We start from the raw sequence: 21,416 nt of genomic DNA on the forward strand, positions 1-21,416 counted from the left end.
GCTGTTCACTTTTGCCTTTTTCCTCCTTACTATTGCCTCAGCTTCAGATTGGCTTCGAAATCGGTAAGACTTTGTGCATTTTCGAGTTTATACCCTCCTATCCTTGTTCTCACCAGGCCGCCCAGATAGCCTCCGCAGCCGAGTTCATTTCCGAAATCAAAAGCAAGACTTCGGATATACGTTCCCGTGGAGCACGTTACTTTGAATTCCACCACAGGAAGATCAATCTTCGTGATCTCAAACCCGGAAATGGTTATTTTTCGAGGTTCCAGTTTCACATCCTGGCCTTTCCTTGCCATCAGGTATGCTGGCTTACCTTCTTTTTTTATCGCAGAATGAATAGGCGGCACCTGCTCGATCGTACCCAGGAATTTTTTTGTAGCCGAATGAATGGCCTCTTCTGTGATTCCTTCCAGGGATTTGAAATTCTCGGGTTCCGATTCAAGGTCGTAGGTAGGTGTTGTGGCCCCCAGGATAATCCTCCCGGTGTATTCCTTCTCCTGTGCCATATATTCATTGATCTTTTTAGTGAATTTACCTGTGCAAACGATAAGAAGCCCGGTGGCTAAGGGATCTAGGGTTCCTGCATGACCGATTTTTGAGATTCCTGTCAGGATCCTGATCTTTTTCACAACATCAAATGAGGTCCAGCGCATCGGTTTATCGATCAGCAACATCTGGCCCTCAGCATAGGGCAACTGCCATGGTGGGAGTGTCAATTCGGGAATTTCTGCAAATGTAACCCGTCAATCTTTTTTTACTGCCTTTTGCTTTATAATTTTGCACTTCATTTTTTTGCAGATCCTATGACATTAGCCCAGCATACAGATTATAAAGTCCGATACCAGCAGCAGGTAGATAATGCCCGGGAATTCCTTATTCCCTTTATTCTTTCAGGACTTGAAAAAAAGAAGGACCTGCACATCCTTGATATAGGATGTGGTGAAGGTGGCGTTCTCATTCCTTTTCTGGAACAAGGAAACACCGCTGTGGGTATTGAACTCGACGAAATAAAAGCAGGTTATGCCAGGGAATTACTTGCGAACTATATCACTGATGATAAAGTAGAAATCATCAATAAGAACATCTACGATGATGAAGCACTGAAGGAATATCACGGAAAATTTGACCTGATCATTCTGAAAGATGTGATCGAACACATACCACGCCAGGAAATATTCATCCCTTACATGAAAAAATTTCTGAAGCCTGGTGGCCAGGTCTTCTTTGGATTTCCTCCATGGTACATGCCGCATGGCGGACATCAGCAAGTATGCAACAATAAATTTCTATCCATGCTCCCCTATGTACACCTGCTGCCGAATCCATTATACAAAGGTGTTTTGAGAATGTTTGGAGAACACCAGGCGATTATTGATGAATTGATTGAAGTTAAATCCACTGGAATTTCAATCGAACGTTTTGAGAAACTGGTAAAGACTTCCGGATATTCAATTACCAATAAAACATTCTTTCTTTTCAACCCGATCTATAAATACAAGTTTGGAATTAAACCTCGCAAACAGGCTGACATTATTGCCGGAATTCCGTGGTTCCGGGATTTTGTAACGACGTGTGTTTATTATTTAGTGAGGAGTTAGGAGTTGGGAGGCAGGATAGCCAATACAAGGTGTCTGTTGACGATTTTCTATTGTATGGTGACCCATATCATTCGGGAAAATTAGCAGGCGTTTTTAAGTTGGGATTTACCCGGGAGGTCTTTTGTTTTGAATGTCTGCATCCTGAAATTAAAATCAAAAAAGCAAAAAAAAGAAAAACGTAACTTGCTTTGAGTCGTCGACTTTTCTCTGTGTAAAAACCAATTGATTGATTTTAATTGAATTTGAATCGAACAATTTTCTTGAATCACCGAGTTTGAAAACTTATTCTTAAACTTTTCCGAATTGGAGAAGTAAAGATAGAAATCAGTACTTCTTCCTTCTGACTTCTTACCTCATACTTTATTTAGATTCCCTTGCGCGCTTTAATCTCCAGGTATTTATTTACCGTATTAATCGTAAGATCCTTCGGAGCAGTGAGAATCGACATGATACCATACTGTTGCAGCTCGCGTACAATCATCTTCTTTTCAAACGCAAACTTTTCTGCGATGGTTTTGTTATATACCTGTTCCAGGTCATTGGCATCGCTGTTGATCAATGTACTTAGTTCAGTATTTTCAAAAAACACGACGAGTAACAAATGATGCATTGCAATCTTTCGAAGAAATTTCATTTGACGCTGAAGAGAAGATACCGATTCAAAATTGGTGAATAGCACGATTAAACTTCGTTGAGTAATTCTCTGGCGGATCAATCCATATAACTTTTCGTAGTTACTTTCCAGATATCTTGTTTTCTGTTTGTACAATACTTCCAGGATGGCATTCATCTGCGCTGAATTCCTGTTTGCCTGTAAAAAAGTTCCTGGTGTTTCAGAATAGGTAATCAGCCCGGCTTTATCTTCTTTCAATAAAGCGATATTGCTCAACACAAGAGATGCATTGATTGCGTAATCCAGAAGACTCAGACCTTCAAAGGGCATTTTCATCACCCTGCTTTTATCAATCACACAATATATCTGCTGACTTTTTTCGTCAGTGAAAGCATTTACCATGAGCTGGTTTCTCCTGGCTGTTGCTTTCCAGTTCATGGTTCGGATATCATCTCCTTTTACATAGTCCCTGATCTGTTCAAACTCCATGCTGTGTCCCAGCTTCCTGATTTTTCGGAGCCCGATCTCAGCAAATCGATTACTGATAAAAAGAAGCTGGTATTTTCTCATTTGTAGAAACGACGGATATACCGCCACCATCCTGTCCGCCTCGAACTGAAATCGCCGTTTCAGTAATCCTAGTGGGCCAGTCACAAATATGTTCAGGTTACCGAAACTGTATTCTCCTCTCTTTACCGGGCGCAAAGAATAGTTCAACTTATTTGCACGATTTCCTGGAACTGTAATCTCATAGAAAAATTTTCTTTCCTGGAACTGAAACGGCAATTCGTCAATGATACCAGCTTTGATTGCAAATGGATACCTGTTTTCTACATGAACTGATATCGGATTCTCGTCGCCATTACTCAACCGGTCAGGAATAATTCTTGAGGCACTGACACCCTCACGCAAACGAAATAAGAAAATATAATCGACCAGTGTGAGCACAACAACAGTAAGTAGTAGTAGCTGCGGCAGGATAGTCATCCACGGAAAAAAGAATGAACAGGTATACAGGATGGCAACAAAGGCCATCACCAGGAAAAACCTGCCATTGAAGTAAAGTGGTTTGATATATGCCCGTGCGAAACCTTTCATCAACGTGGGATTTCTGCAGACTGGATCATCAATTTTATGACATCATCTGTAGTAACACCCTCCATTTCCTTCTCAGGTGTCAGAATAATACGATGACGCAAAACCGGTGGAAGCACACTGATAATGTCATCGGGAGTGACGAAATCACGCCCATGCATAGCCGCCATTGCTTTTGAAGCATTCAGCACCGCAATGGTGGCACGCGGCGATGCACCCAGGTATATGGCTTTGTTATTTCTTGTTGATGTGATCAGTCCTGCAATAAAACGCAGCAGTTTCTCTTCTACATGCAGCATTCGTATCTGTTGCTGAAGAAAAAGAATTTGGTCTCTGTTCAAGACAGGCTGGATCTGATCGAGCTGGGTTCCGTGCTGCATTTCATGATGTCCTTTCAGGATGCCAACTTCCTCTTCGAGGTTAGGATAAGGAACGTTGATCTTGAAGAGAAACCTGTCCAGCTGCGCTTCAGGTAAACGATAAGTACCTTCATGTTCAACAGGATTCTGGGTTGCAACTACCATGAACGGCAAATGCATCGGGTGTGTTTTTCCGTCTACTGTTGCCTGACGTTCCTCCATCACTTCAAACAATGCGGCCTGCGTTTTGGCCGGTGACCGGTTGATCTCATCGATCAGAACGATACCGCTGAAAATCGGACCAGGTCTGAATTCAAATCCTGAATCGCGCGGGTTGAAGATAGTAGTGCCTAACACATCACTCGGCATAAGATCCGGCGTAAACTGTATCCGGGAAAATGGAATTTCCAATGATCGCGCGAGCAATTTTGCAGTCAGCGTTTTCGCAACTCCCGGCACGCCTTCAATCAGCACATGTCCGTTGCTTAGTATCGCAGCGATGAGTTGATCGATCATCTGCGTCTGGCCGACAATGATTTTTCCAACTTCCTGTTTGATTTTATTTACCGCTTCAAATAGAACCGAAAGATCTGTTCTTGATTCGAAAACGGGTTCGTCCTGTTGTTCTATCATCCTGTTATTGCTTTTTTAAATTCATCAGCAGCTTTGCTGAATTGTAGTAATTCTTGTCCGGAAATATAAGTTGATGCCCGAAGCATGTGTATTTGTTGAATGATTGCAGACACCCTTTCTCTCTCCACCCCCGACCGGGCTGAGAGCTGATCAATAAAAGCATCATCCAGGTTTTGCGTTTGTAGATTGTAATTGGTTCGTATGTGATCAAGAAGGTATGTTACCTTCTTCAACGCAATGTTGAGGTGATTTCTTTGATTGTAATAAACCCTGGATATAGTTTCTACAAAATCCAGTGTTGCATTTCTCACTGGTAACGCAATCGGTATTATTCTTTGTCTGCGCTTGGATTGAAAAAGCAGATATATCAGGATCGTTGCCAACGCCACAAAATACGCATTTCGTAATGCGGGCCTGGAGAGGATCACCCGTAATGGCGTATCCGAATTTTCAACCGACTGACCATTGCCATATCTTCCGCTGGTATAAAAATCATCCCACAATAATAAGTCTGGCACTTTCGGAAGATAAGCGAGCACTCCCTCGACATAGGCAACATTATTATCCTTCAGTATAAAGTAGTTTGTAAAAACTTTTGGGGCGGCATGAATGTAAATTACCCCCTCACCAATGTTTATCCGGAGAAAGTTCACTTTATTAAAGCTGGTCATTCCCAATACCAGACTCTTTGATGTATCAAATCTGGAGAAATGTCCATCAATCGCATGATCGGCCAGACTAAAAGATGAATCCTGGCTGAATTCAGGATTGACAAGTGAAATAGCTGGCGGATTTTTTCCGGATGAATCGGTGAAATAATATTCTTCCTGTTTAAACCCAAGCGTATCCTCTAAACTGCTTGTAAATGACAAAGCGCTGAGGAAAACTGTGTTTCCGTTGGCAACATAATTCAACAATTCATTTTCATCGGCCTTCGAAGTTTTCAGATCTTTTGTAATGACCACATACACTTCCCCGCTATCTTCATTTTCATTCATGTGGTTGTACATCGGCTCTGAAACGTCAATAAGGTCCGTTCCAAAAAGTGATTTTGCTTCCTTATGTAAAACGTAAGTACCATAGGGGATTTTATCACGCTTATCAAATGATTCTGTCCAATCAATGGGTTGAGGACGTTTATACTCTGCCAGGATATACAGGGCCAGTATAGCCAGGATAATGATGATATACCATTTCATCCATTTCATCAGCTGACCTGTTGATTGAAGTGATGAAATATACCTGCTATTTTATGATAGTCTTCTTCGATAGGCATGAATTCTCCATACCAGGCAAACTCATAAAAGCGGGTGAGTTGATTAAACCCACCTGAAAGTCCTGACTGAGATAACTCTGACGCGTAGTCGATATTGGTTTTATGTGCAGCCCAGCTGATCAATGATCTGTCAGACAATTGTTTCAGTGACTGCAGGTATTGCAAACGAACAGCTTCGCGATAATCTTTTTCCTCAACAGCTTTGGCAATAGACTTTTTAAAATCAATACCATGAATATCTTCTTCTGAAACGGTAAATTCTCCAAGCCCGGATTTTTCCCCACGGATCAGCAACCTGATCTTTTCCATACCCACAATTTTCACTACTGCAAAAGAAAGTATTGCTGCTATAATCGACCAGAACAGAATTCTAAAACTCAGTAAAACACCTTTTTTGTCGAACTGCTTTGCAACCCAGTCCCAGAACCTGATCCAGAAACGATCCCATGCATTCAGCGTGGGTTCCTTCACTTCGTATTGAAATTCTCTTTTGCTGCGGTAATCTTCCAGGTTGGCTTCTGAAAATGTAGTAACCGTAAGATGACTCGAATCTTTTTTCAACACAGGCTGCGCCGAAATTTTCCCGGGCAGACTTGTTAAAAAAACAACAACACAGCAAAAGAAAAACAAAAAAATGCGTTGGCTCATGTAATCTTAATATTGTTCTTCAATCTGTCCATGAGCATCATTGCTGCCCAGCTGGTCGAGTCGTTCATCAAGAGCTGTGCCTTCTTTTTCTTCGCGGAGTGAAAAATAATGAATGCCGATACCTACATAAATCAGCAGGTAAAAAATCTGCTGTACAACGGATGAAAGACCGGTAATGAGGAAATATCTTTTTGTGAAAAGACTTTTATCTGGTTCGAGAAAGTTTAATGATGAAATGCCGAATATCAGGTTCACGACCATACCGATAATCATTGAGAAAAAATAAAAGATCAGCATTAGTATGATCAGGAATCCGAAAGTATACCACCATTTCCCCCGGATCAGTGAAAAGCATCTTTGTAACGGAACACCAAAACCATTGGTTTCGATGGTATTGATTGGGTATAAGAGACTCAGTGAAATCGCGACATAAAAAAATCCGAAGAAAACTACAAGGAAACCAATAATCGGGATGATGGCGATGAATGCAAATCCGCAAAAGATAATTCCTGCTATGACGGTGTATCCAAAGTTGGATAAAAGCTTAGGGAAAAACAACTTGCCAATTTCGTTAATCTCGGGTTGTTTGCCCCGATTTTGATCATACAGCTTCATATAAAGGTATACGGAAGTCCCGAATGCACCTGCAGATAAAGCATACAGCAGCATTGCGCCAAAAAAAGCAATGATGGAATTGCCGGAAACACCTTCCAGGACAGGTGAAGTAAAACCACCGATGTTCTGAAAGAAATCAGCAAACGCACTGGCGCCCACCAATGCTGCCACCAGTAAAAAGGGAACAGCAAAAACCAGATAGAGCGTAAACAGCTTTTTCCAGTTCAATTTTATAAACTGAATGGTATCACCGAGCGACTGCCCGAAGTCCCTGACTTTACGAAGGGTAAGCACTGTGTCCATGATTTGAATTTAATTGGTGATTACCCAATACTTTTCGCCGCAGCCGGATAGGGTAAATTACAAAATATAATATGATAAATGTCAGGGAACCGATAAGGATAAAAAGGCTGAGTCCCAAAGGCATTCCCGTATATCTCGTCACAAAACCTTCAAAGAATGCTGCCACTATAAATACAGGTACCAGGCCGATCATAATTTTTATTCCATCTTTTGCACCAAGCATCATGGACTGTATCCTGGTATACGTTCTCGGAAACAGAACGCTGTTCCCCAACACAAGCCCCGCAGCGCCTGCAATGACTATTGCAGATATCTCCAGGGTACCATGAATAAAAACCACCAATATTGACTCGAAGCCTACCCCTTTTGAGAAAAAGTAATATTCAAAAGATCCCAGCATGACTCCATTTCTAAACAGATCATAAACCGTACCTACGCCCCATAAAAGACCCATCACAAAAACCCTGAAAGAGACAAAAATATTGTTGACCGCGATCATGATAAACATCGTCGTCTGGTCCTGTTGCTTGTATACCCCGAAAGGATCGCCATTTTCGATGTTCTCATTCGTCATATCCACATAACCGTCGCCAAGAATCAGGCGGATAAAATTATCATCGTAATATGCTGAAAGAATTCCGATCAGAGTAAAACATACAAAGAAAATGAAAGCATAAAGCAATTGTTTCTGGTAACTGCCCATTAGTAAAGGCAACTCATATTTCCAGAAAGTAATAATTCTGCTCTGTTTTTCTTTTTTGTTTTTATAAATGGAAAGATGAATACGGCTGGCCAGCCCGTTGAGGTACTTTACAGTTTTACTTTTCGGATAAAATGTGCGCGCAAAAGCCAGATCGTCTGTGAGCCTTACAAAACGTTCAGCCAGCTCGTCCGGATCTTCGGTAGGGACCTTATCATATTGATCCCAACGCTCCCTGTTCAGTTTCAGAAATAAAGCCTCACGCATAAAAACGAATATAGATAAAAACTGTTAGCTGTTTTTTGCTTTCTCATTGACTGCCAGGCAGAAGCACCAATCGAAATAATATTAGTCCGGCGTTGAAATTTTCCGGAATATATCTATATCATCGTTCCGACCAATTAATTGAAAAGCCATTCGTTATATCGCCATTAACTTTCAGCAGTACAAATGGTTTCAACTGCATAAGGTGATATAAATTGCATCTGCATGCAAACAATCAAGATACAAACAACGCAGAATATTGAACTGGAGTATGAACTTGCAGGTATTGGCGACAGGATTATTGCCTATCTCGTGGATGCATCGGTTTATATCGCATATTTTTTTACTGTATCCATGTTGCTCGGTGTTGCAAGACAATTCGGGAATGATGTGGTTGTTTTTTTCTTTCTTTTGTTGCCGATCATGTTTTATCAGCTGCTTTGCGAGGTTTTTCTGAATGGACAAAGCCTGGGGAAGAAAGTTAAAAATATTCGTGTCATCAGTCTGAATGGCAACCAACCTAATCTTGCTCAGTACCTCATCCGCTGGATGTTTCGCCTGGTTGATCTGACCATGAGCAGCGGTGTTGTAGCCGTTCTCACCGTCGCACTTTCCGAACGTGCACAACGTGTCGGTGATATGCTCGCCGGTACTACAGTGGTAAGAACAAAGGCTTCCACGAGATTCAATGAGACTATATATTCTGAAGCGTCACTCGACTATATTCCCCAGTTTGAAGTTGCGGGCAATCTGAGCGAGATGGATATCTCACTGCTTAGAGAAGTCATCAATCGTTACCAGTCCGATCCTACAGGACAGGCGCAGGTTTTACAAAAAGCATATATCAAAACAAAATCGGTTTTGATGGTCTACGAGGATTACGACCCTCTATATTTTCTGGAAACAGTGATTAAGGATTTTAATATGATCACGGGCAAAGCGGAGTAGGTTAAAGGTAGAACGTATAACGTTGAACGTAAAACGTGAGCCTAAGTGTGTTCAGTCATTTATCACTAATCGTATTTTCCGGATATTGTAAGAAATCCACGTCCGTAGCGACAAACGTTCAACGTTCTACATTTAACGTTAAACCCCTAGTATGCGATTGCAAACAGCACTCTCTCCTTACTCACTTTCCCGCTGTAAATGCATTTGCCTTCTTCCTGCTTATTATTGAGAGGGATACAACGAATAGTTGCCTTTGTTTCTTCCTTTATCTTTTCTTCCGTTGCGGCGGTGCCGTCCCAATGTGCGGAAACAAATCCGCCTTTTTCGTTTAGTACAGTTTTGAATTCTTCATAACTGTTTACTTCCGTGATATGCGATTCGCGGTATTGTTTCGCTCTTTCGAAAAGATTGTTTTGAATTTCTTCCAGCAACTGTACGATATAGATGGGCAATCCATCCATAATCACCTGCTGTTTTTCTTTAGTATCCCTGCGTGCAACTTCAACAGAATTATTTTCCAGGTCTTTCTGACCAATAGCCAGGCGAACAGGTACACCTTTCATTTCATGCTCGGCAAATTTCCATCCGGGTCTTGCATTATCAGAATCATCATATTTAACACGCACGCCATAGTTTTTCAGGCTAAGCATAATTTCTTTCACCTTCTCATCGATGACCGCTTTCTGATCCACGCCTTTGTAGATCGGTACGATCACCACCTGCAGCGGAGCAATCTTCGGAGGCAGAACAAGGCCCTGGTCATCGCTGTGTGCCATAACGAGGGCACCTATCAATCTTGTGGATGTACCCCAGGAAGTGGCCCAGACGAATTCCTGTTTGTTTTCTTTGGTCAGGTATTTTACATCGAATGCTTTTGAAAAATTCTGACCAAGAAAATGGGATGTTCCTGCCTGTAAAGCTTTACCATCCTGCATCAGTGCTTCAATACAGTACGTATCCACTGCACCTGCGAATCTTTCGTTGGGTGTTTTTACACCTTTGATCACCGGTAAAGCCATCCAGTTCTCAACAAATTCAGCATATACATCAAGCATTTTTCGTGTTTCTTCCACCGCTTCATCCGCTGTGGCATGAGCAGTATGCCCCTCCTGCCAGAGAAATTCTGTTGTGCGCAGAAAAAGCCTTGTACGCATTTCCCATCGGACAACGTTTGCCCATTGGTTGATCAGCAGCGGAAGATCACGATATGAATTAATCCAGTCGCGGTAGGCATTCCAGATCACCGTTTCACTGGTAGGGCGTATAATAAGTTCTTCCTCGAGTTTGGAATCAGGGTCAACCATCAACTGACCTTTTTTTGACGGATCAGTTTTAAGACGGTAGTGTGTTACAACTGCGCATTCTTTGGCAAACCCTTCGGCATGACCTTCTTCTTTTTCAAGAAAAGTTCGCGGAACAAAAAGAGGGAAATAAGCATTGACATGGCCTGTTTCCTTGAACATTCTGTCCATCTGGTCCCGCATGTTTTCCCATAAGGCGAATCCATAGGGTTTTATCACCATGCATCCGCGGACTGCTGAATAATCTGCCAGTCCACCTTTAATTACCAGATCATTATACCACTGTGAATAGTCAGCAGCCCTCGAAGTTATTTCCTTGCTCATGTTTATTGAATCTTTAACATTTGTGGTGCAATGGCCAACGAAAAAAATCACTCAATTACAAGAGAATTAGAAGGCCATCTTTTAACAAAAAAGACGGCGCAAATGTAGTAACTTCGAAATAGTTAATCAATTAAACCTTAGTACGATGAATACCCGAATTCTACTCCTGGTTGCTGGTGTTTCAATTTTAACAAGTTGCAGTACCGCATACAAGTCAGGCCAAACGCCGGATGACGTGTATTATTCTCCCGGAAAAGAAAAGGCGGCATATGTGAGCACAAGTGATAATGGCGATCGCAACGACGGTTACACAGATGTCAGCAGTCGTTATCTCCGTATGAAAGCGGTAAATAGAAATCGCTGGTCTGCTTTCGACGATGACTATATGTATTGGAATGATAATCGCTGGAACAATTCATACATGCTTAACAGCTGGTATGGCGGGCCCATGAGTTCTTTAAGTTTTGGTTATGGCATGGGTTATGGAATGGGGTATTATGGTATGGGATACGGAATGGGCTATGGCATGGGTTATGGTCATAAGGGATACGGGGGCTATTACGGATATGGAAGCTATAATCCATGGATGTGGAATAATCCCTTTGGCTCGTTCTATTACGGAAATCCTGTGATCATTATCAATCCAAAACCGGTTTATCGTAACCCGGTCGCTAACGGACCACGTGTGTACAATCTGAACACGTATTCCAATACCGGTAAAAGAGGATACAGCGAATATAATAGTGGCAGGTACAATCCTGCACGTTCCGGCAGTAATGCACCGGTGCGTGTATTTGGAAGCACCGGATCAGGCAGCAATGCAGGTAGGGGTGGGCGTTATATTAACACGAATTCAAACAGTAACTCTTCCGGTCGCAGCTATAATAACAACAGCAACAGCGGAAGGAATTCAAATCCCGTTCGCACTTTTGACAACAACAGCGGTGGCAGTCGCAGCAGCGGAAGCTCTTCAGGGAGCAGTTCCGGTAGCAGTGGCGGTAGTGCTCCTGTAAGGTCATTCCCTCGTGGCGGCAGATAATCCAAAACTCATTCTGCGGAAATTATCAAATGTTGAAGAGCGGTATTCAGGTACCGCTCTTTCTTCAATATCTTATCTAATCATCATCGACAATGATAAAAAAGATTATTCCGTTTTTTTCAACCTTATTGATCGGTTCAACTCTTCTTGCCCAGGAACCCAGCGATGCAATTCGGTACTCATGGACGCAACCCAGCGGTACTGCCCGTTCACAGGCGATTGGTAACGCCATTGGTTCATTAGGTGGGGATCTGACATCTGCGTTTATAAACCCAGCCGGGCTAGGATTGTATAAGACAAATGAATTTGTTCTGACACCAGGCTACAGCTTTTCAAAAAACAAACTGGGTTATCTCGGAACTGAAAATACGGTCAGCAAGGACAAGTTCAATTTCGGGACAACAGGTTTTGTTTTTGCAGCCCCTGGTTCAAGAAATGGCAAATGGAAGAACTTTACTGTCGGTATTGCTGTGAACAGGATTGCCGACTACAATAACAATGAATTTTACCAGGGTTCCAATAACCAGAGTTCTTATTCCGAAAAATATCTTGAGCAACTCATCAGGAATAATGTTACTGATCCCAACCAGGCAGCAACGGATTTTCCTTATGGCGCCAGTCTCGCTTTCAATACTTATCTGATTGATACGGTGCAAAATGCAGGCGGTGGCGTAGCGGGGTATAAGAGCCTGGCAACGCCTCAATCGGGTTTGAGCCAGCAGCAGGGCATCGAAACACGCGGCGGTATAACCGAATATGCAATCGCGATGGGAGCAAACCTGCAGGATAAATTTTATTTCGGTGCGACACTTGGCTTCAGTGATTTAAGATATGAACGCAACAGTACTTACGAAGAACGTGATGAAAGCAACAATCCAAATAATGATTTCAACTATTTCATTACCGAAGAATATCTGAAAACGAAGGGCCTCGGAATTAACCTCAAACTGGGTCTGATTCTAAAACCGGTAGAACAACTTCGTGTAGGCCTGGCTGTTCATACACCGACATTTTACAATCTGAAAGATGAGTATACTACAAAAATCACGACTGATGTAGAGAACTATGGAGGTGGAGGTGTAAAATCTCAGTCATCGATAGATTTTAATGATGGATATCCCGGAGATTTTCAATACAGCTATCTTAATCCCTGGAAATTTATCGGAGGTCTTTCCTATGTATTCAGGGAGAATGCTGATGTGACACAGCAGCGTGGATTTATCTCTGCTGATGTTGAGTTTATCAATTATCGTGGAAATAAATTTAAAGATGCGCAAGCTGATTATGCGAACGCGGGTGAATATTTTAATACGCTGAATAAATCAATTGATGAGACATTTAAATCGGCAATCAACGCGAAAATCGGGGGTGAACTAAAATTCAATACGTTTATGATGCGTGGGGGTTTTGCGTGGTTTTCGAATCCATATGATGATATTGGTTTTGACGGAAGCAGGATGAACATCAGCGGTGGTTTGGGCTGGCGCAACAAAGGAAAATTTGTCGATCTTACCTATGTGCATCAGATCATTACTGATGGATTTTATCCATACCTGCTTGACCAGGGATTTTTCGCTCCAGTTACTGCAAAATCAGGAGTGGGAAATATACTACTTACTGTAGGATTTAAATTTTAGTCCGGAGTCTTTTATGCATAATGACCCAGGCAATAAACTTATCCTATGGTAGCCCAAAAATCGTAGAGACGTCATGCATGACGTCTCTACGATTTTAAAGACACAAACGACAAATTTATATTTGATAATTATTCGTTTTTCGGCGGCCCAATTTCTTTATCAAGAAATTCTATAATTTTTTCAAGTTCCTCCGGATGAAACCAGGTGATCACCGGGTCTGCTTTAAACCACGTCATCTGCCTTTTTGCATAGTGCCTGGTATTTTGTTTGATTTTGTTGATTGCTTCATCAATGGTAAGGCGTCCCTCCATCTGATCAAAAAGTTCGCGATAACCTACTGTCTGGAGAGCGTTGAGATTGCGTGATGAATACAGATCACGAACTTCCTGTTGCAGACCGGATCTGATCATTTCATCGACACGTCGGTTGATTTTATCATAGAGAGTTTCTCTTGGAAGTTCAAGTCCCAATTCGATCATCCTGAAATTCCTTTTGGTTCGAAACGCCTGCTGAAAATGTCGGATAGAATAACCGCTTGCTCTTTTTACTTCCAGAGCGCGCATCATTCGCTGCGGATTCAACATCTCTCCTGTTCTTGCATATTCAGGATCTTCGGTAATTAAAGCTGTCTTTAATGCTTCAAGACCTGAATGCTGATACAACTCCTGTACATCTTCACGCACCAGTTGTGGTACTTCGGGAATATTATCAAATCCGTACATCAATGCTTTTATGTATAAACCTGTACCACCTATCACGATCGCGGTATCTTTTGACCTGAATATTTCTTCCAGTTTTTCGAGTGCATAGGTTTCAAAGTCGGCTGCAGTAATAAAATCATTGATGGCGTGGGAACTGATAAAATGATGAGGTATATTCTGTTGCTCTTCAATTGTTGGTTTGGCGACGCCGATGTTCAGTTCTTTAAAGCATTGCCTGGAATCAGCGGAGATAATTTCGGTATTGAAATGTTTTGCCAGCGACACTGATAAACTGGTCTTTCCAACGGCCGTTGGCCCAACGATGATGATTACTGTTTTTGTGGACATTTTTCAGGCAGGAGTAAGGAGAAAGGAGGCAGGAGAAACAGCCAACTCCCTCAACAATAAAAAAGGATAACTGTTTTCATTTCATCCTTCACATTTCGTTTTACACACTTTCGTCTGATCCGTCCGGTGGCTTTTATCAGAATTCTTCTTCGTTTGTATTCTCGGTTTCTTCTCCTCCACCCGTAGTATCCTCTTCTGTATCTGAATCACTGTCACCTTCCCTTCCAAAACCTTCTTCATTTGCAGACAGATCATATTTCTCTTCGACATCAACAAAGCGATCACCCAGCAGACTGCGTGTACCATACTGACTTGGTGCAATACCTTCTGATCTTACCAGTGCAGGATAAGTAAGTTTAGGATTTTCTTCTTTTGACACATTGATCAGCTCCACCAGGAATGGCCAGTTCCTTGTGAAATCATATACATAGACAAACTTCTGATTGGGAATTTTTATTTCTGAACCTATAGTGGTTTCAGACATAATCAGCGGATCGACCTTATAAGATTTGTCATATTTCTCCAGGCTGATTTCACGACCCCTTTGCCAGTTGTCGTTACTTCTGTAAAATGTCGCCTGGTGTTTATTATCAAATTCAAAACTTTTCAGGATCAATGTATGGAGATCATAAAAGTGCTGTGTATGACGAATTGCAATATCCCTGTAGACACTATCATCTTCTTCAAAATATACCCTGAATTTTAATATGGCCATAGTTTATTGGTAATCAAAGCCCGCAGGCTGTTATACAATAGATTGCAAAATAAGGAAATATTACGAAGTAAGAAGGCAGAAGTAGGGAGTCAGAAGGAAACGGCCCTTCTCTGACAGGCTTATCAAAATCAAACTTAATGCAAATAAGATGTGGATCTTGCTTCCCCTTGATATAAAGTTTTTTTAGTCTGTCAGGTTCAATCCGGTAAACATGAAAGATTACTACCTCAAAAGCGTACGTTAATCGCTTCATGTTTTGTGTTTAACATTCTACGTTTTGCGTTTAACCTGAGCCAGTCCCAACTCCTTCCCTTTTTCCAGCATATACATGTAAGCGGCTTCATAATCATTCGGAATGTCACCTTCGAGGATGGCTTCCCTGATTGCATTTTTTATTTCGCCCACTTCCCGCGACGGACCTAGTCCAAACGTTTGCATGATCATTTCACCGGTCACCGGAGGCTGCCATGCACGGATCTTATCTTTTTCCTCCACCTCTTTCAATCGCTCACGTACCAGCTGAAAATTGGAGAGATATTTTTTTACTTTGAATTTATTCTTTGAAGTGATATCAGCCTCACACAAGGTCATTAAAGCATCCAGGTCCTCCCCTGCATCGAAAAGTAGCCTTCGTATAGCGGAATCCGTGATGTCTTCTTTTGTCAGACTAATGGGTCGCAAATGCATTTCCACCAGTTTGCGCACAAAACGCATATTCTCACCTGTGGGTAATTTGAAGGCAGAAAATATTTTAGGAACCATTCTGGCACCAACCACTTCATGTCCATGAAAAGTCCAGCCTTCGCCTTCCTCAAATCGTTTGGTGTCAGGCTTTGCAATATCATGAAGCAATGCGGCCCATCTTAACCAAAGATCTTTCGTATGCATGGAGATATTATCTACCACCTGTAAGGTATGATAGAAATTATCCTTATGCCCCATGCCATCAATATATTCTGCACCAACGAGTTCAATGAGTTTCGGGAAGATGTATTTCAACAATCCGCTTTTATACAATAGATCCAGTCCGACAGAAGGTTTGGACGACAGCAGTATTTTATTAAACTCATCTGTAATTCTTTCCTGACTGATGATTTTTATCCTTTCTGCATGATCTTTTATTCCCTGGAATGTACCAGCCTCTATTACAAATCCAAGACCTGAAGCAAATCGTATCGCGCGCAGCATACGAAGCGGATCGTCATTAAACGTCTGACCTGGTTCAAGTGGTGTACGTATAATACCTGATATGAGATCCCCTATTCCATTAAACGGATCTATGAGGTTTCCGTAATTCGTTCCGGTAAGATCAATCGCCAGCGCATTGATCGTAAAATCCCTCCGGAGCTGATCATCTTTTAAAGTACCCGGGCGAACCTGCGGATTGCGGGAATCGCGATTATAACTTTCCTGCCTGGCGCCAACAAATTCAATATCATACTCACCTACACGGATATGCGCTGTACCATAAGTTTTAAAAAATGACACTTTCGGTTTTCCTGAAAACAGGCCGGAGGTTTGTTCTGCCAATCTGATCCCATCTCCCACACAAGCAATATCCATATCCTTCACTTGTATACCGAGCAGTTTATCACGCACAAAACCACCGATCAGATAAGCCGGAACATGTATTGTTTCAGCCGCCTGTGCAATTTTCTTCAACAAGCCGGACTCTTCTGTGGTTAGATCGATTTGCATGGAGCAAAAATAGTAAGAAGTAAGTAGTAAGTAGTAAGTAGGACAGCCGGCTTTTGCGATGAGAAATGTTTATCTGTATGGGACGCTTTGAGAAAAGGGATGAAATAAATTCAAAAGATTAAATTATAGTCCGATGATGTCGAAGCAGATGACGTTTGAAAATTGACCAAAAACAAGTTTACTGATTCGGTCTGTTACCCGATGCCTGCTGCACGCTGCCTGTCAGGACCTCCACCAACTGTTCATCCCTTATTCCCGTCGCACAATGAAAATGGCCAAGCGGACAAACTTTATGTCCATGTAAACCACAGGGCCTGCAGTCGAGTTTTTTTTCAATCTCGATGATGAATTTTTTATCCGATAATGGTCCGAACCCAAATGAAGGAACAGTAGAACAGTAGACTGCGGCAACCGGCGCATTCATAGCCGAAGCGATATGCATAGGTGCAGAATCGTTAACATAATTCATTTCAGCATCTTTCATCAACGCGGCGGATTCCAGGAAACTCAATTGACCGCAAAGATTAAAAATGCGACCTTTTCTTCCTGAAGCTTCAATAATTTCTTCCGCCAGAATTTTATCATTCGGTGCACCAATCAGAAATATTTCCGGAGGATTCGGTATTGAATCGATAAAACTAGCCCATTGGCCAGCAGGATATTGCTTGGTGAACCACACCGATGCCGGCGCGATACAAATAAACGGTTGTCTTTTATATTTTGAAACCTTTTCAAAATCATTTGCAGATGGATACATCCGGGGTCTTGCGTAAATCTTATCTGTGAAAGATTCGATCAGCGCCTGGTTTCTATCGACTTCATGGATGGGCCTGTCAGATGTACTCACGATATGGGGCACACGAATATCAAAAAAATGATTCCAGGGATTTTTGTCAAATCCAATCTTTGTTTTCGCCCGGGAAAATGTCGTTAGCATCCCTGTTGCTGCAAAACGCTGAACATTGATCACCGCGTCATATCGTTTCGACCGGATTTTCGATAGTAACCTGAACAGGTTTTTGAACTTATCTTTTTTCTTCTCCCAGATCATGAGTTCTCTTACATACGGATGACCGGCAAGTATTCCTTCATTCCCTTTCCGCAACAGAAAGTCAATGGATGCATCAGGATAGTATGAATGCAGCTTCTCAATCAACGCTGTCGCCAGGATCACATCGCCTATAAAAGCAGTCTGGATGATGAGGAATTGCTTCATGGAACGAAAATAGTAAGAAGTAGTAGTAAGTAGTCGGTAGGGATTCTAATTAAGCACGAGGTAGCACATAGGTAGCAGTCTGCAATTCTACAAGCTGCAGACATTGAAGTTGAGGATCAACGAAGAAGTTATGAAAAACAGGGCAAGGTATTCTTTAGCTCCTGAATGACTTAAAAGGATATGAAGATGCCAATCTTAGCTATTGTCTTTTAGCGTGTCGACTATGCTCAATTAGAAATAAACTAAGGAAAGACTGCAATTAATCAGGGTATTATGAAATTATCTGCTGCCCGTTGTCTATTGTCTGGCTGTTCACTTACTGCTTACTATTCACTACTTACTTCTTTTCCCTATTTTCGCGAAAAATCTGCAATGGAATTGAAGCAACAGATCGAATCAGCCTGGGCGAACCGGGAGTTATTGAAAGATAAAACCTATGAAACTGCGGTGCGTGCGGTAATCGAGTCTGTTGATAAAGGTCAGCTTCGTGTAGCCGAACCCGGTGCCAATGGATGGATGGTAAATGAATGGGTGAAACAGGCTATCCTGATGTATTTCGGTATTCAGCAGATGCAGACCTGGACTGTGGGGCCGATGGAATTCTATGATAAAATGTTGCTGAAACAGGATTATAAATCTCTCGGCGTGCGAGCAGTTCCGCACGCAGTGGCACGTTATGGAGCTTATATAGCAAAGAATGTTGTGCTTATGCCATCATATGTGAATATTGGTGCTTATGTTGATGAGGGTACAATGGTTGACACCTGGGCGACTGTGGGAAGCTGCGCACAGATTGGCAAAGGCGTTCATCTGAGTGGTGGTGTTGGTATAGGTGGCGTTCTGGAGCCTTTGCAGGCCAGCCCGGTAATTGTAGAAGATGGATGCTTTATCGGCAGTCGCTGCATCGTCGTGGAAGGGGTGATCGTGGAGAAAGAGGCGGTACTTGGAGCAAATGTTGTGCTTACAAAGTCAACAAAAATTATTGATGTCAGCGGATCTGAGCCCGTCGAACATAAAGGTCGCGTACCGGCAAGAAGCGTCGTGATTCCCGGCACTTACCCGAAAAAATTCCCAGCGGGCGAATATCACGTAAGTTGTGCCCTGATCATTGGTCAACGTAAGCCAAGTACCGACCTGAAGACGAGCCTGAACGATGCACTTCGCGATTTTAACGTGTCCGTATAAACGAAAAAATATCCATTGCCAGGAACAAATCTTGCACTCAACCGGATAAAGTATATATTCCATCGACTGAGCGGGAAGCGTTTTCTTGTTGCCAGGAGCGAACCATACGACCTGGAAATGAAATTTCTGATCCGGGACGGCTCATGCAAAGATGTTTACTACAAACAGGGTGTCTACGGAGAGGATTATATCAACAAATGGCTGACCAGTAATCTTGATATTAATAACGATGATCTGATCATCGATATCGGTGCAAACGTCGGTTGGTATTCTCTTGTCCTAACACGCGACACCAAGCCTACTATCCTTGCATTTGAGCCGGACAAAACCAATTTTGATCTGCTCACTGAAAACATCAGGCGAAATAAGCGTACAACGGTTAAGGCCTACAATAAAGCAGTGAGTGACAAAGAAGGTACGCTGACACTCTATCTCTATAAGGGTTATAATCCAGGACGGCATTCTTTTATCAGGCAAAAAAATTCCATTGGTACCGCGGAAGTACCTATTGTGCCACTGGACGGTTTTTTAAACAAAGAAGGATTCGGTCAACGGAACGTGAAACTCGTAAAAATTGATATTGAAGGATATGAGTACACCGCATTGAAAGCTGCAAAGCAGCTTTTATCGCGTACCGAATATATTTTGACAGAATTCAGCCCATACCTGATGCGGGATATCGGCCAGGAGCCCTTCGACTATATTAATCTTCTTCAGGAAGCCGGGTTCAAACTCCGCGAAATCACTGAAACCGGTCTGCATAAACCCGATTTCGAAAAGATCATTGCCGAGAACAGGCAGGTTAATCTTTTGGGAAGTAAGAGATGAAAAGCCAGTTGTAAGAGGTGGTTGGGAGTTCAACGCTTATGCTTATCGGTTGAAAGGGTTTCTTGGTTTTAGTGGAAAGTATGTCTATACTCCTCTTCTCCATCCTCAGCCTGTTTCCGCTTCAGTTTCCCGGTTTCTGTTTTCAATTTCCTATTTATTTCCAGTTATCTATTGTTTTGAGCCTACTATTTGTTGAATATATTTAATGTATAACTTTAACAAAACCTCAAAACTCCATCTTATGCGATTACTCAGCCAGGCAATCCTACTGCTTACAGCCTCTCTGTTGATCTACCAGCCCGTTCATTCCTGCACCAGGGTGGTATATACCGGACCGAACGGAACCGTACTAACAGCCAGATCTATGGATTGGCGGGAGGAGATACCGGCTAATCTATGGGTGCTGCCCAGGGGAATCGCGAGAACCGGAGAAGTGGGCATGAACACGATCAGCTGGAAATCAAAGTATGGAAGCGTAATTACCAGTTCATGGGATATCGCAAGCACGGATGGAATGAATGAAAAAGGGCTTGTCGGTAACCTCTTATGGCTGGCGGAATCGCAGTATGCAAAGTTCGAAAAGAATGGAAAGGTGAAAGGGCTGGCGATTTCACTTTGGCTGCAATATGTGCTGGACAATTTTGCGACGGTTGCTGAAGCAGTAGATGATTTACAAAAGGAAAAGTTTGTTGTTGTTTCTGATATGATCCCGGGCTCTGATCAATTTGCCACCATTCATTTGTCTATTTCCGACCCCAGTGGCGATAATGCCATTTTCGAGTACATCAATGGAAAACTCGTTATTCATCATAGTAAGGAATATCACGTGATGACGAATTCACCTGTTTTCGAGGAACAGTTGGCGATAAATCAATACTGGAAAAATATTCCGGGCACGATTATGCTGCCAGGTACGAACCGGGCCGCAGACCGTTTTGTTCGCGCATCTTATTATATCAACGCGATTCCACAAACAGACAATACAAGAGTTGCGCTCGCCAGCGTCTTCGGCGTCATACGCAATTGCTCCGTTCCGCTCGGCATCTCTTCTCCCACGGAGCCCAATATTTCGTCTACCCGTTGGCGTACTGTTTCCGATCAGAAGAATCTCGTGTACTATTTTGAAAATGTTTTGAATCCAAATGTAGTCTGGGTTGAATTCAGCAAACTCGATTTTAAAGAGAATGCGCCCGTAAAAAAATTATCCCTTCAGAATAACGAAAATTATTCCGGTGAATCTTCAAAGAGTTTCCAGGTTACGAAGCCATTTAAGTTCATGGGACTATAACGCAGTAATTGCCTGCGGCTAAGCGCATCTTTTTCTGTCAGAAGACTATCGATCCTTACTCATTTGTAAATTCCGGAATTG

The 21,416-nt window shown here is 42.3% G+C and carries 19 protein-coding genes; 7 read left to right on the forward strand and 12 right to left on the reverse strand.

The genetic code is table 11. From position 1 onward, the window contains the following. Positions 1-29 precede the first annotated feature (29 nt). Entirely contained in the window at positions 30-719 is a 690-nt protein-coding gene (truB, locus tag P2W82_RS03675; protein ID WP_336514484.1) for a tRNA pseudouridine(55) synthase TruB, read from the reverse strand. 87 nt (positions 720-806) lie between these two features. Between truB and P2W82_RS03680 the strand changes: the two genes are divergently transcribed. Then, on the forward strand, positions 807-1,601 hold the full coding sequence (locus tag P2W82_RS03680; RefSeq protein WP_336514485.1) for a class I SAM-dependent methyltransferase: 795 nt from the start codon (positions 807-809) through the stop codon (positions 1,599-1,601). Between the two features lie 364 nt (positions 1,602-1,965). Here P2W82_RS03680 and P2W82_RS03685 read toward each other — a convergent pair whose 3' ends face one another. The 6 genes from P2W82_RS03685 to P2W82_RS03710 are packed head-to-tail and all read right to left on the reverse strand — an operon-like array spanning position 1,966 to position 8,110. Next, positions 1,966-3,312, reverse strand: coding sequence for a DUF58 domain-containing protein (locus P2W82_RS03685; protein ID WP_336514486.1), 1,347 nt, complete (start codon positions 3,310-3,312; stop codon positions 1,966-1,968). Beyond that, positions 3,312-4,301, reverse strand: a complete 990-nt coding sequence (locus P2W82_RS03690) for an AAA family ATPase (RefSeq protein WP_336514487.1) — start codon at positions 4,299-4,301, stop codon at positions 3,312-3,314. The genes P2W82_RS03685 and P2W82_RS03690 overlap by 1 nt, the downstream gene beginning before the upstream one ends. Beyond that, positions 4,298-5,509: a DUF4350 domain-containing protein gene (locus P2W82_RS03695; RefSeq protein ID WP_336514488.1), complete on the reverse strand. Its 1,212-nt coding sequence runs from the start codon at positions 5,507-5,509 to the stop codon at positions 4,298-4,300. The genes P2W82_RS03690 and P2W82_RS03695 overlap by 4 nt, the downstream gene beginning before the upstream one ends. Further along, the gene (locus P2W82_RS03700) at positions 5,509-6,225 is read right to left on the reverse strand and encodes a DUF4129 domain-containing protein (protein ID WP_336514489.1); all 717 of its coding nucleotides are present in this window, start codon (positions 6,223-6,225) and stop codon (positions 5,509-5,511) included. The genes P2W82_RS03695 and P2W82_RS03700 overlap by 1 nt, the downstream gene beginning before the upstream one ends. A 6-nt stretch (positions 6,226-6,231) precedes the next feature. Next, positions 6,232-7,143: a hypothetical protein gene (locus P2W82_RS03705; protein ID WP_336514490.1), complete on the reverse strand. Its 912-nt coding sequence runs from the start codon at positions 7,141-7,143 to the stop codon at positions 6,232-6,234. Beyond that, positions 7,118-8,110, reverse strand: coding sequence for a stage II sporulation protein M (locus P2W82_RS03710; protein WP_336514491.1), 993 nt, complete (start codon positions 8,108-8,110; stop codon positions 7,118-7,120). The genes P2W82_RS03705 and P2W82_RS03710 overlap by 26 nt, the downstream gene beginning before the upstream one ends. 222 nt (positions 8,111-8,332) lie before the next feature. Between P2W82_RS03710 and P2W82_RS03715 the strand changes: the two genes are divergently transcribed. After that, positions 8,333-9,055, forward strand: a complete 723-nt coding sequence (locus tag P2W82_RS03715) for an RDD family protein (RefSeq protein ID WP_336514492.1) — start codon at positions 8,333-8,335, stop codon at positions 9,053-9,055. A gap of 146 nt (positions 9,056-9,201) precedes the next feature. Here the strand turns inward: P2W82_RS03715 and proS are convergent, their stop codons facing one another. Next, on the reverse strand, positions 9,202-10,680 hold the full coding sequence (gene proS, locus P2W82_RS03720) for a proline--tRNA ligase (RefSeq protein WP_336514493.1): 1,479 nt from the start codon (positions 10,678-10,680) through the stop codon (positions 9,202-9,204). Positions 10,681-10,825: 145 nt separating this feature from the next. Between proS and P2W82_RS03725 the strand changes: the two genes are divergently transcribed. Then, on the forward strand, positions 10,826-11,719 hold the full coding sequence (locus P2W82_RS03725) for a hypothetical protein (RefSeq protein ID WP_336514494.1): 894 nt from the start codon (positions 10,826-10,828) through the stop codon (positions 11,717-11,719). Between the two features lie 92 nt (positions 11,720-11,811). Beyond that, the gene (locus tag P2W82_RS03730) at positions 11,812-13,356 is read left to right on the forward strand and encodes an OmpP1/FadL family transporter (RefSeq protein WP_336514495.1); all 1,545 of its coding nucleotides are present in this window, start codon (positions 11,812-11,814) and stop codon (positions 13,354-13,356) included. Between the two features lie 128 nt (positions 13,357-13,484). On the opposite strand, the gene miaA is transcribed toward P2W82_RS03730, so the two are convergent. The 4 genes from miaA to P2W82_RS03750 all read right to left on the reverse strand — a co-directional run bounded on the left by miaA (position 13,485) and on the right by P2W82_RS03750 (position 18,034). After that, entirely contained in the window at positions 13,485-14,405 is a 921-nt protein-coding gene (gene miaA / locus P2W82_RS03735; RefSeq protein ID WP_336514496.1) for a tRNA (adenosine(37)-N6)-dimethylallyltransferase MiaA, read from the reverse strand. A gap of 136 nt (positions 14,406-14,541) precedes the next feature. After that, the gene (locus tag P2W82_RS03740) at positions 14,542-15,120 is read right to left on the reverse strand and encodes an IS1096 element passenger TnpR family protein (RefSeq protein WP_336514497.1); all 579 of its coding nucleotides are present in this window, start codon (positions 15,118-15,120) and stop codon (positions 14,542-14,544) included. A 270-nt stretch (positions 15,121-15,390) separates the two neighbouring features. Further along, a complete protein-coding gene (locus P2W82_RS03745; RefSeq protein ID WP_336514498.1) occupies positions 15,391-16,818 on the reverse strand; it encodes a CCA tRNA nucleotidyltransferase in 1,428 nt (475 codons plus the stop codon). Positions 16,819-16,996: 178 nt separating this feature from the next. Further along, positions 16,997-18,034, reverse strand: a complete 1,038-nt coding sequence (locus tag P2W82_RS03750) for a glycosyltransferase family 9 protein (RefSeq protein WP_336514499.1) — start codon at positions 18,032-18,034, stop codon at positions 16,997-16,999. 273 nt (positions 18,035-18,307) lie between these two features. On the opposite strand from P2W82_RS03750, the gene P2W82_RS03755 reads away from it, so the two are divergent. The 3 genes from P2W82_RS03755 to P2W82_RS03765 all read left to right on the forward strand — a co-directional run bounded on the left by P2W82_RS03755 (position 18,308) and on the right by P2W82_RS03765 (position 21,335). After that, positions 18,308-19,219 carry a 2,3,4,5-tetrahydropyridine-2,6-dicarboxylate N-succinyltransferase gene (locus P2W82_RS03755; protein WP_336514500.1) on the forward strand — a complete coding sequence of 304 codons (912 nt, stop codon included), beginning with the start codon at positions 18,308-18,310 and terminating at the stop codon, positions 19,217-19,219. A 15-nt stretch (positions 19,220-19,234) separates the two neighbouring features. Further along, complete coding sequence (locus P2W82_RS03760; RefSeq protein ID WP_336514501.1) at positions 19,235-20,047, forward strand: FkbM family methyltransferase; 813 nt, start codon at positions 19,235-19,237, stop codon at positions 20,045-20,047. A gap of 241 nt (positions 20,048-20,288) precedes the next feature. Further along, positions 20,289-21,335, forward strand: coding sequence for a linear amide C-N hydrolase (locus P2W82_RS03765; RefSeq protein ID WP_336514502.1), 1,047 nt, complete (start codon positions 20,289-20,291; stop codon positions 21,333-21,335). Positions 21,336-21,416 lie beyond the last annotated feature (81 nt).

It is taken from the genome of Pollutibacter soli (genome assembly GCA_029269725.1).
Lineage (GTDB): Bacteria > Bacteroidota > Bacteroidia > Chitinophagales > Chitinophagaceae > Pollutibacter > Pollutibacter soli.